Source organism: Planomicrobium sp. MB-3u-38 (assembly GCF_002836425.1).
Classification (GTDB): Bacteria; Bacillota; Bacilli; order Bacillales_A; family Planococcaceae; genus Planococcus; species Planococcus okeanokoites.
On the sequence record NZ_PJBO01000012.1, the window covers coordinates 44228 to 56271 of the forward strand.

Annotated in this window: 11 protein-coding genes; all 11 read left to right on the plus strand. The window is 46.1% G+C overall.

What is annotated here, in order from left to right; translation table 11 throughout:
* Positions 1–385 precede the first annotated feature (385 nt).
* Positions 386–1138 (plus strand): enoyl-CoA hydratase/isomerase family protein, encoded by a 753-nt coding sequence (locus CXF70_RS06395; protein ID WP_101801982.1) that lies wholly within the window; start codon positions 386–388, stop codon positions 1136–1138.
* A gap of 194 nt (positions 1139–1332) precedes the next feature.
* On the plus strand, positions 1333–2682 hold the full coding sequence (locus CXF70_RS06400; protein WP_101801983.1) for an acetyl-CoA carboxylase biotin carboxylase subunit: 1350 nt from the start codon (positions 1333–1335) through the stop codon (positions 2680–2682).
* Positions 2679–2894 carry an acyl-CoA carboxylase biotin carboxyl carrier protein subunit gene (locus CXF70_RS06405; protein ID WP_084244969.1) on the plus strand — a complete coding sequence of 72 codons (216 nt, stop codon included), beginning with the start codon at positions 2679–2681 and terminating at the stop codon, positions 2892–2894. Before CXF70_RS06400 ends, CXF70_RS06405 begins: the two co-directional genes overlap by 4 nt.
* Positions 2895–3303: 409 nt before the next feature.
* On the plus strand, positions 3304–4854 hold the full coding sequence (locus tag CXF70_RS06410; RefSeq protein WP_101801984.1) for an acyl-CoA carboxylase subunit beta: 1551 nt from the start codon (positions 3304–3306) through the stop codon (positions 4852–4854).
* A gap of 80 nt (positions 4855–4934) precedes the next feature.
* Positions 4935–5795: a 2-dehydropantoate 2-reductase gene (locus CXF70_RS06415; protein WP_101801985.1), complete on the plus strand. Its 861-nt coding sequence runs from the start codon at positions 4935–4937 to the stop codon at positions 5793–5795.
* Between the two features lie 5 nt (positions 5796–5800).
* Entirely contained in the window at positions 5801–6172 is a 372-nt protein-coding gene (locus CXF70_RS06420; protein WP_369916925.1) for a DUF3397 family protein, read from the plus strand.
* A 103-nt stretch (positions 6173–6275) separates the two neighbouring features.
* A complete protein-coding gene (gene bshC, locus CXF70_RS06425; RefSeq protein ID WP_101801987.1) occupies positions 6276–7895 on the plus strand; it encodes a bacillithiol biosynthesis cysteine-adding enzyme BshC in 1620 nt (539 codons plus the stop codon).
* A 148-nt stretch (positions 7896–8043) separates the two neighbouring features.
* Positions 8044–8475, plus strand: coding sequence for a division/cell wall cluster transcriptional repressor MraZ (gene mraZ, locus CXF70_RS06430; protein WP_084244979.1), 432 nt, complete (start codon positions 8044–8046; stop codon positions 8473–8475).
* 21 nt (positions 8476–8496) lie between these two features.
* Complete coding sequence (rsmH, locus tag CXF70_RS06435) at positions 8497–9435, plus strand: 16S rRNA (cytosine(1402)-N(4))-methyltransferase RsmH (RefSeq protein WP_101801988.1); 939 nt, start codon at positions 8497–8499, stop codon at positions 9433–9435.
* Positions 9436–9447: 12 nt separating this feature from the next.
* A complete protein-coding gene (gene ftsL / locus CXF70_RS06440; protein WP_084244983.1) occupies positions 9448–9807 on the plus strand; it encodes a cell division protein FtsL in 360 nt (119 codons plus the stop codon).
* Positions 9804–12044 carry a penicillin-binding transpeptidase domain-containing protein gene (locus CXF70_RS06445; RefSeq protein WP_101801989.1) on the plus strand — a complete coding sequence of 747 codons (2241 nt, stop codon included), beginning with the start codon at positions 9804–9806 and terminating at the stop codon, positions 12042–12044. Before ftsL ends, CXF70_RS06445 begins: the two co-directional genes overlap by 4 nt.

The window sequence follows — 12044 nt, forward strand, 5'->3', positions numbered from 1 at the left end:
GAGCACGTAAATTTAATTTGTGGTTGCTCGGGCTGAACCAATTAAAAACGGTGCTCCTGCATCGCTTCGCTAGCTTCGTCGCAAAGCGCTGGCCGAAATACTTTGGCCGCACTTGGCTGCTTGCGCTGAGCTAACTCGTGCTCGTTACACTTCGCCCGAGTGGATCTCAGCACTTCGCTTGGTCGCCTGGGAGTCTTCGCTGCTTTGCTCCATATCTTTAGAGATTTTTCTCAGCGCCGGCGCGCCTATGTACTGAGCGGAGCAATAAGACGAGTGGTCTTCTCGGCTTATTGCGGGAGCTTTGTCCTAAGCGCCGAAGCGGTATATATTATTTCTAAAGTAAAGCGTATATAAATACATACCCACACTCACGAGGTGAATTGGAATGGCCTATAAAATCGAAACAACCGATGGGATTATGACATTTACAATCGACCGGCCTGAAATCCGCAATGCGGTCAACGCGGAAGTGATGGAAGGTCTGGAGGAACTGATTGAACGCGCCTCAACAGAGCTGCCGCGCCTGGTCATCATAACAGCTGCAGGCGAAAAAGCATTCTGCTCCGGAGGCGATCTGTCCGTATTCCATGCTTTGGAGACGGAAGAACAAGCCTACCCGATGCTTAAACGGATGGGAGACGTGCTGTACAAAATTAAAACATTGCCAGTGCCTGTCGCGGCCCTCGTCAACGGAACAGCAGTCGGAGGCGGCTGTGAAATAGCAACCGCCTGTGACTACCGGCTTGTCCGCAGCCATGTGAAAGCTGGCTTCATCCAAGGCACTTTAGCCATCACCAGCGGCTGGGGAGGGGGAACCTACCTGTTCGAAGCGCTTCAGCATGACCATGCTTTAAAGATGCTCAGTGAAGCCCGCCTATACACGGCGGAAGAACTGCTCGAAAACGGCTGGGCAACCGCCATTATCCGTGAAGATGGAGATATCGAAGAATTCATCTCCTCATTTCGCAATGTCCTTCCAGAAGTGCACCGCGCATATAAGGAAATGGCAGTCAGAAACTGGCTCGCTACAAACCTGAAGGAACGTGTGGAAGCTGAAATTCGGCGATGTGCACAATTATGGGCTAACACAGCCCATCATGAAGCCGTCGCGAGATTCCTCGGAAAATCCAGAAAGTAAAGACCAGCAAACCTGTTGCTCATTGAGTGGCAGGTTTTATTTGTTTAATTTTAACAGTGCAAAATCGCTCCATCACCGCTGTAAAAGGATATCAGATGCCCGTATATTCAGAAATTTTTTCAGCCAATAGTTGAAATCGCTTACAAACATCATATATGCTATATAAGGGAGAAAACATAGGGGGTATTTCAAATATGAAAAAAATCCTGATTGCGAACCGGGGAGAAATTGCACGACGCATTATTCGTACATGCGAACGCCTCGGTATCGAAACGATTGCTATCCATTCTGAGGCAGATGGGGATCTGCCTTATGTTAGTGAAGCAACGGAAGCTGTGCTGATCGGTCCGAATCCGGTTGTGCAGTCATATTTACAAGCAGAAAAAATTATTGAAACGGCTAAAGAACATAATGCGGATGCCATTCATCCAGGTTATGGGTTATTGTCCGAAAACGCTGGATTTGCGCGCAAGGTGCAGGAGGCCGGGTTGATCTTCATCGGACCGGACAGCAGCATCATTGACATGATGGGGGATAAAATCGAATCCCGCCGTGCGATGATCAAAGCTGGAGTGCCTGTTGTACCGGGAACGGAAGAAGGCGTGGCTTCACTTGAGGAAGCGATTGCAGAAGCCGGTAAAATCGGTTATCCGCTGATGTTGAAAGCCAGCGGAGGCGGAGGCGGTATTGGAATGGTGCGCTGTGAAAGTGAGCAAGCGCTCAGTCAGCAGTTCGATTCCGTCAAGAACCGCGCTAAAGCCTATTTTGGCAACGATGTCGTGTATCTGGAGAAATTCATTTCGGATGCCCGTCATATCGAAGTTCAGATATTCGGTGATTCCCATGGCAATATCGTTCATTTATTTGAGCGCAATTGTTCCGTTCAGCGCCGCAACCAGAAAGTGATTGAAGAATCACCGTCACCTCATCTTCCGCAGGATGTGCGCGAACGCTTGTGTGATGCCGCAATCCGCGCGGGTGAAGCGGTAGGTTACAGTAACGCGGGTACGGTGGAATTCATCGTCGATCAATCGAATGAGTTTTATTTCCTTGAAATGAATACCCGTTTGCAGGTGGAGCATCCGGTTACTGAAGAAGTGACAGGGCTTGATCTTGTTGAATGGCAGATTGATGTGGCAAGAGGCGGCAAGCTGCCGGCGCAGGATGAGATAACGACAAAAGGCCATGCAATCGAATACCGGATTTACGCGGAAGATCCAAAAACGTTCTTTCCGTCACCCGGCAAGCTCGAAAGAATCGAATGGGGTGAAGGTGCCCGCATCGAAACCGGCTATGAGCAAGGAAACGCCGTCACTCCGTTTTACGATCCTATGATTTCAAAAGTGATCATCACTGGGACGGACCGGATGGACGCATTATCAAAATCACAGAAATTTTTCAATCATGCTACAATTGATGGGGTAAAAACGAACATTCCGTTATTTAAGGAATTCATCGAATCACAGGAATTCATCTCAGGGGAATACGCGACAGCTGTATTGCCGCAATGGATGGAAAAATCGAAGGAGGAAAAAACAGTATGAAAGAATTGAAAGCGACAATGGCAGGTACCGTATTGAATGTATTAGTAGGAGAAGGCGATGCAGTAACAGCGGGGCAGGCAATCCTGACAATCGAATCCATGAAAATGGAAATTCCGGTTGAAGCTGAATTTGCAGGAAGCGTTGAGAAAGTGAATGTTGAAGTTGGCGGATTCGTCAACGAAGGCGACACTTTGGTGACTTTAGGGGAATAAAGCGATCGACAAGTTGAACTAATAATCTTATAAAAAACGATATTTCGCAAAACAGCTCGCTTGCCGGGGGCTCGAGCTGAGCTAACTCGGTCTCGTTTCACTTCGCCCGAGTGGATCTCAGCACTTCGCTTGGTCCCCAAGGCGTCTTCGCTGTTTTGCTGCATATCTTAGAGACTCTCTCAACAAAAGCCACTTTCTCAGCGCCGGCGCGGCACAGGACTTGCCGGAGCGATAAGACGAGTGGTCTTCTCGGCTTATTGCGGGAGGCAAGGTCGCCAAACGAAGATGGCGAAGCTTTGCGACGAGCAGTGCGCAGGAGCATAATCTTTGCCCTGTCCAGAGCGCCGAAGCGTTATATCTATGCTGATTATTTAATTCAACTTATATACAAGCAAAGGGGGCAGGCAGAATGACTAAAACAACTGAAACAACGGGGTATAATGAACGACTTGAAGAAAAGCTGGCAAAAATATTTGCCGGCGGCGCACCGAAATACCATGAAAAAATGAAAGAAAGCAATAAACTTTTCGTGCGTGACCGCTTAAAATTGCTTTTCGATGATGAAAACTACGCTGAGGATGGACGCTTTGCAAATGTGGAAGCTGAAGGCCTACCGGCTGATGGCGTCGTAACAGCAATCGGTAAAGTCAATGGCCAGACGGTCTGCGTCATGGCTAACGACTCAACGGTAAAAGCGGGCTCATGGGGTTCCCGCACAGTAGAGAAAATCATCCGCATCCAGGAAACCGCTGAAAAAATGCAGGTTCCGATGCTGTATCTGGTCGACTCTGCTGGTGCCCGCATCACTGACCAATTGGATATGTTCCCAAACCGCAGAGGGGCAGGTAAAATTTTCCATAACCAAGTAAGAATGTCCGGCATGGTGCCGCAGGTCTGCTTATTGTTCGGACCTTCAGCTGCAGGCGGAGCCTACATACCGGCCTTCTGTGACATCGTTATCATGGTCGAAGGAAACGCTTCGATGTATCTCGGTTCTCCGCGCATGGCTGAAAAAGTCATCGGAGAAAAAGTGACGCTCGAAGAGATGGGCGGAGCACGCATGCATTGTACAGTCAGCGGAGTTGGCGATGTCCTGGTTTCTTCTGAAGAAGAAGCGATTTCTGAAGCCCGCCGTTATTTGACGAATTTCCCGGCGAATTTCGCCATCAAACCTGAAAAGATCGAAGCGAAAGCGGCAAAAGCGGGACGCACGCTGGAAGCGATTATTCCTGAAAATCAAAATGCGCCATTTGATATGTATGAATTGATCGATCAATTGATCGATGAAGGTTCATTCTTCGATATCAAAAAGCTTTTTGCACCGGAATTGATTACGGGCCTTGCCCGCATTGACGGACAGGTTGTCGGTATTCTCGCTAACCAGCCGAAAGTGAAAGGCGGCGTTTTATTCGGTGATTCAGCGGATAAAGGAGCAAAATTCATCAACCTTTGTGACGCTTTCTCGATCCCTCTTTTATTCCTTGCCGACGTACCTGGCTTCATGATCGGAACGAAAGTGGAGCGTGCGGGAATCATCCGCCACGGCGCGAAATTCATCGCTGCGATGAGTTCAGCTACTGTGCCGAAAATTTCCGTTATCGTCCGCAAGGCATATGGGGCAGGACTTTATGCAATGGCTGGCCCGGCATTCGAACCGGATGTCTGCATCGCTTTGCCTACAGCACAGATTGCCGTAATGGGACCTGAAGCTGCGGTCAACGCGGTTTATTCGAATAAAATCGAAGCGATCGAAGATCCGAAAGAACGCTTGAAGTATGTCCAGGAAAAACATCGGGAATACAAAGAAGAAATCGATATCTATCGTTTGGCTTCCGAACTCATCGTCGATGAAATCGTAGCGCCTTCCGATCTTCGCCTTGTGTTATCGCAAAGGTTGTCAATCTATGAAACAAAAGATTTACCGATGCCTTATCGAAAACACGCAATCACTCCTGTATAATGAAATGTAAGAAAGTGAAGTCTGCCTTATAGGCAGGCTTCTTTTTAAAAAGAACAGATCGCGCGAGTGGGAGGGATATCATGAATTTTGCTGTTATTGGGGCGGGAGCAGTGGGGATGCTGACGGCTTCGCTGTTGAAAGAAGCTGGTTGCGGTGTCCAATTGATCACCCGGAGACCGGAGCAGGCAAAACAGATCAACGCAAAAGGGATTGATCTTGATGGGAAAATCCAGTTTATCGATGCCTATACGGAATGGGACCGCATACCTGCCAATGCTTTCATATTGGTAGCAGTAAAATACGGCCATTTACCTGAAGTCATCAAGAAACTCAAAAGCAATTGCCTGGATAATCCGGTAGTTTTCATGCAAAACGGCATGATGCATCTCGATTCGATTCCAAACTTGCCGCAAAAGAACATAGCTGCCGGCATCGTAGAGCACGGTGCATTAAAAGTGAATGAAACAAGAGTGAAACACACTGGCAAAGGCCTGTTTAAATTCGCATTACTCAGTGGGGATGAAAAACGTTTCCTTCCTTTACTCAATATCAACGGAGTTAAGGCAGAGTGGCATCCTGACGCGGATAAGATGCTTTTTCGCAAAGTGCTGCTGAATACGATGATCAATCCGCTGACTGCGCTCCTTTCCATTAAAAACGGGGAACTCTTGAGCAATCCCCACGCCTATGAACTGCTGAAGAATATCTATACGGAATTGTATGCTGCGTTTCCGGAGATTGAATCGCTCCTACCTTTCGAACAGGTTACCGCGTTATGTGCTTCGACAGCAGAAAACACTTCATCAATGCTTGCCGACAAACTGGCCGGACGACCATTGGAACTGGATACCATCCTGCTGTATACGATCAGGCGGTCGCCATATACATTGCCTATTTTGCAGACATTCTATCATTTATTGAAGGCGGCTGAAAAAGAGTGATGAACTTGATACATAATATAGGCGCAATTTTCATTTTTGCCCCTTTTCTTGCATTTATATTGCTGATCCTCCTCACGCGTAAAAAGCTGAAACGGCGAGCGATCGGTTTATCAGCTGATGTGACGACATTTTTGCTGTTCATATCTGTCCCCGTTTCAATGAAAGCATTATGGGATGTTGATATATCTTTCGCTGTTTATGTGACAGCAATCATTATCGCAATTATTTTACTTATAATTGAATGGAAAAAGTCGAAGGAAATTGAAGTGCTCAAGTATGCCAGGAAAACCTGGCGCCTTTATTTTCTTCTGCTGTCGATGAGTTACATTCTTATATGGTTGACAGGTTTGGCATTGACGCTCATCAGTTTCATCTGATGCAGCTGTCGATGTCTTTTTATGTTGCATAAGCTGATTTTTTTAAAAGTGGTGCATGGTCTGATATAGTAGGTGTTATGTAATGGAAAAGGGGATTCGCAAGATGAAATTAGCAGAGCAATTCGTACCACCTTCAAGCAAACTTATGAATGATTACATAAATGGCGATGAAAATCTGCGCCGTTATTTTTCTTATAACCCGGATTTCAGTTCTTTTGACAGCAGACTGCAAAAACTGCAAAAGCATAACGTGGATCGCCAGCGCTTGAGTGCTGTTATACGGAATTATATGGAGCCTTATGGAATTTCGGGCAAAGCGGAAGAGCATCTGCAGGATTTTGAGGACGGGGCTTCTGTAGTGGTGACCGGCCAGCAGGCAGGCCTTCTGACAGGTCCTCTTTATACGATCCACAAAGCCATTTCGGCTATCGTATTGGCGAAGCAGGCAAAAGAGGAATTGAATACGAAAGTCGTGCCTGTTTTTTGGATAGCGGGAGAAGACCATGATCTGGCAGAAATCAGCCATCTTTACAGGGAGATCAATGGTCGGGTTGAGAAATTGAATTTCCCGCATGTTGAGTATGGGAAGAAAACGGCTTCTACGGCTATTTTAAATAAAGCAAGAATCACAGACTTCCTGAACGAATATTTCAGAAGCCTGCCTGAAACTGCTTATTCCAGAGAGCTGCAGCAAATGATTTTCGGCTTCCTGGAAACGACAGAAACGTACACTGAATTCTTCTCCGCTCTGCTGAATCACTTCTTTAATGAGGAAGGGCTTCTCATGATCGATGCAGCCTATCCGGAAATGAGGAAGTTCGAGTCGGAATTCTTTAAACGCCTGATCGAACTTTCTCCTGCCATTGCAAAAGAAGTCTATACGGCAGAACAAGAACTTGTGGCGCAGGGATACAATCCCCCACTTTCTGCCGAAGAAGATGCGGCGCATCTTTTCATCACTGTCAAAGGGGAGCGTATTCTCCTTAAACGGGAAGGCGAAACGTTTACCGGCAATGACGGAAAAGTTCGCTTCAGCGTAGATGATTTGCTGAATATAGCGGAGCAGTCCCCTGAAATGCTCAGCAACAATGTGGTGACGCGGCCGTTGATGCAGGAAATGGTTTTTCCTGTACTCGCTTTTGTCGGAGGTCCTGGGGAAATCGCTTATTGGAGCTTATTTAAAAAGGCTTTTGAAATTCTTGGGATGGAAATGCCGGTCATCATGCCGCGTCTGGGAATGACATTGGTCAACCGCAAAGTGCAGCTCTTGCTTGAGAAATATGGGTTGAATTTTGAAGACGTGGCTGTCAAACAGAAAACAAAGCAATTAAAAGCTGATTTGCTAGATGCTGTAAGGGAAAAAGAAGCGGAGAAACTGATTGAGGATTTGGAAGCCAAGATCCAGATGGATTATGATTCGATCCAACAAAGGATGACGGAAGTCAGCCGAGGATTGGCTCCACTCGTTGAAAAAAACCTTCAGTTCCATTTGAAGCAACTCGACTTCCTTAAACATAAACTGGAAGATGAAGTGATTCTGCAAAATAGTGTTCAGTTTGGCCATTATGATTTTCTGGAAAATGAATTATTGCCGAATGGCTCATTGCAGGAAAGAATTTATAATCCTGTTTCCTATATGAACGAGTACGGAATGGACCTCGTCAATCAACTTTTGGCGCTTGATTTGAAATATGACAAAAATCACAAGATAATCTATTTTTAATTCTTAAAAGTCTGCCATGGCAGGCTTTTTTTCGCTTCAAGAAGTTTATATGAGATATTAATCTGTAACATTCATGAAATATTTCAAAAACAAGTGGTGGGAAGTGGGGGATTGTGGTACATTAATTACAATAAGTGGGGTGAAGGGCATGTTCATGGGCGAATATCAACATAGCGTTGATTCAAAGGGACGATTAATCGTGCCCGCTAAATTTCGTGAACTCCTTGGTGAGAATTTTGTCATCACCAGAGGCCTGGATCAATGCTTATTCGGTTACACAATGGATGAATGGCAGAAGATTGAAGAGAAACTGAAAGAACTTCCTGTCACGAAAAAAGACGCACGTGCATTTACCCGATTCTTTTTCTCGGGAGCCACAGAAGTGGAACTCGATAAACAGGGGCGCGTCAACATCCCTTCAACTTTGGTATCTTACGCAAAATTGGAAAAGGAATGCATCATTCTGGGTGTCTCCAATCGTTTCGAAATTTGGGCAAAAGACTCTTGGGAAGAATATTTCGCAGAATCTGAAGACTCGTTTAACGACATCGCAGAAAACCTGGTGGATTTCGACTTTTAAATCAGAAACGGAGGGAATGGATTGTTCAACCACACCACGGTTTTACTCCATGAGACTGTCGATGGACTGAACATTCGTCCTGACGGCATATATGTGGATTGCACCCTTGGAGGTGCGGGACACAGTGAGTATTTGGTCCAACAGCTTTCTGACGAAGGCCATCTGTTCTGTTTTGACCAGGACGTGACGGCAATCGAACATGCAAAAGAAAAGCTGAAAGATTATGTACATAGAATCACTTTTATACACGCGAACTTCAAGGACATAAAATCAGAACTTGAAGAGCGGGGGATCGAAAAAGTCGATGGCATCCTTTATGACCTCGGTGTTTCATCTCCGCAATTGGATACACCGGAACGCGGATTCAGCTACCACAACGATGCGCCGCTTGATATGCGGATGGATCAAAGCGCCTCACTTACTGCCTATGAAGTAGTGAATGAATGGGCTTTTGAGGATCTGGTGCGTATTTTCTACCGCTACGGGGAAGAGAAGTTCTCCAAACAAATCGCCCGGAAAATCGAAGCTGCCAGAAACAAGGCGCCGATCGAAACCACCGGCCAATTGGTGGAATGCATAAAAGACGGTATTCCGGCGTTTGCCAGAAGAACAGGCGGACATCCGGCGAAACGTGTATTCCAGGCAATACGGATTGCAGTGAATGATGAACTTGGCGCAGCTGAAACATCTTTGCAGGATGCCATCACTTTATTGGCGCCGAAAGGCCGTATCAGTGTCATCACATTCCATTCACTGGAAGATCGATTATGCAAGACGATTTTCAAGGAAGCATCCTCACTTCCTGAACTGCCGCCCAATTTTCCCGTAATTCCATCAGGCCAGGAACCTGTACTGAAGCTGATCACCAGAAAACCAATCCTTGCATCAGAAGAGGAATTGGCGCATAACAACCGATCACGCTCAGCAAAATTAAGAATCGCAGAAAAAATCAGAGAATAAGGACGTGTTTTTATGGCGTTGAATGCAAGAAAAGAGACCTATATCCAACAGCCGGCCGTTCCTCACATTCCGAGTCACCAGCCGGTCAGAAAAAAAGGCCTTATCACAAAAGGTGAAAAAGTACTGTATCTGACTTTCCTGGCTGTATTCGTTATGTGCGCATTGCTGGTTCTACAAAATCAAGCCACTATCCAGGCGACCACCCATGAAATTCAAACAATTGAAAATGATATTAGTGAAATTCAGAAACAAAATACGGACTTGACAGTGCAAGTAAGTGAACTTTCTACATATGAGCGCATTTGGGCAAAAGCGAAAGAGCTTGGTCTAAAATTGGATGAGCAAAATGTAAAGGTAGTGCCTGGGCAATGAAGAAGAAGTTTCGATTTCAATGGGGAGCCTTTCTGCTGTTTTTAGTTTTCGCAGGGCTCTTTTTCCTTTTATTGGCAAGAATTGTCACTATTCAGGCGACTGGCCAGGTCGAAGGTCAGGAGTTGGCGGCTAAAGCGGCAGCCAAATATAGCCAGGAAGAAGTGCTTACGGCGGAGCGGGGCAAAATACTCGACCGCAGCGGAGAAATTATTGCAGAAGACACGCTTTCTTATAAACTAGTTGCTGTAGTAGATGAAAAGGCTACTCAAAAGGCGAGTGATCCGCGTCATGTGACAGATATCAATCTGACTGCTGATATCCTGTCGAAATATATAGGAACACCAAGAGAGAAGATTTATGAGACATTGAAACAAGGGCAGGATGAAGGGCGTTACCAGGTTGAATTCGGTTCAGCCGGACGCGAAATCAGCCATACCCAAATGCTCGAGATGAAAGAAGAGGAGCTGCCGGGCGTCCTGTTTATCCAAAATCTTAAACGATTATATCCGAACGGGGTTTTCGCTTCCCATTTAATCGGTTTTGCAATGAAAGAAGAACTGGAAAATGGGGATATGGTGACAAAAGGGAAAATGGGGCTTGAACTGATTTACGATGACATCTTAACCGGTGAAAACGGCAAAGTGGAGTTTGACACTGACAAATGGGGCTTTTTGCTACCAAACAGTGAATCGGCTGTCACGCCGGCAGTTGATGGAGCCGATATCAAGCTGACACTGGATAAGACATTGGAGAACTTTTTGGAAGATGCCATGTCTTCAGTTCAGGAAGAGTATGATCCAAAAAGGATGATCGCTTTGATCGCGAATCCTAAAACGGGTGAAATACTGGCGATGTCACAACGCCCTTCATTCAATCCGAATACACGCGAAGGCCTATCCGAGAACTGGCTTAACGAAAGTATCCAACTGACCATCGAACCGGGTTCACCGATGAAGATGTTCACATTGGCTGCAGCGGTTGAAGAAGGGAAATGGAATCCGAATGCCACTTACCAGTCGGGATCCTATCAATTCGGCAACACGATCATAGGAGATCATAACGGAAGAAAAGGCTGGGGCACCATCAGTTATCTGGAAGGTTTCCAGCGCTCTTCGAACGTATCTATGGCTTATCTGCTCGAACGCATCGGACCTGATACGTTCATGAATTACATCGACGCTTTCGGTTTCGGCAAAAAGACGGGCATCGATCTCCCGGGAGAAGCGGCAGGAAAAATCCTTGATGAACGGGAAATCAATAAACTAACTTTGACATTCGGTCAGGGATCCACTGTTACACCTATCCAAATGATTCAGGCAACTACAGCTTTTGCCAACGATGGCGTAATGATGAAACCATATATTATAGACGAAATAAAAAATCGGGACACTGGCGAAGTTACATTAAAAGGTAAGCCTGAAGAGGCAGGACAGCCGATTTCAGCTGAAACGGCCAAGATTGTCCGTGATGTAATGGCTTCGACTGTAACTGCTGAAGAAGGTTCCGGTAAACGTTTTGCTCTGCAGGATTACACAGTTGCAGGTAAAACCGGTACTGCTCAGATACCAGGCGATGATGGCCGATATATGACCGGAAAAGATAATTATCTTTTCTCGTTTGTGGGCATGGCGCCTGCTGAAGATCCTGAACTGGTCATGTATGTCGGGGTACAACAACCGAATATGGATGTGACTGAACATGGCTCAAAACCTGTTGCAGATATTTTCACTTCAGTGATGGAGAACGGTTTGAAGTATTTAAACATCGAACCGGAAGATATTGAAGAAACGCCTGTTGTCGAAATCGGCGATTATGCCGGTAAAACATCTGATGAAGTTGCGGCGGAATTGGGTTCACGAAACATTAAAGTAGCCACCACTGGAAGTGCTGGAGAAGTCAGTGCCCAGTACCCTGAAAAAGGGGAAATGCTGCTGGCCGGCGGGACGGTCATCCTGCAAACTGAAGGAGAGACTGTTTTACCGGACTTCAAAGGCTGGTCTAAACGGGAATTGCTTGCTTTTCAGGCTCTCAGCGGATTATCATTGGAAATTGTGGGACAGGGTTATGCAGTGAATCAGAGCTTGTCGGCAGGAGTGAAAATTGCCGAAGGTGAACCTGTAGTGGTCCGTCTTCAGACTCCTGAAGATTCCTATAAAGTCCAAATGACTGATGGGCCTGAGGGCATCCCTGAAGAAGAAAATACTGAAGAAATAATTACAGAAGATACATCTGAATAG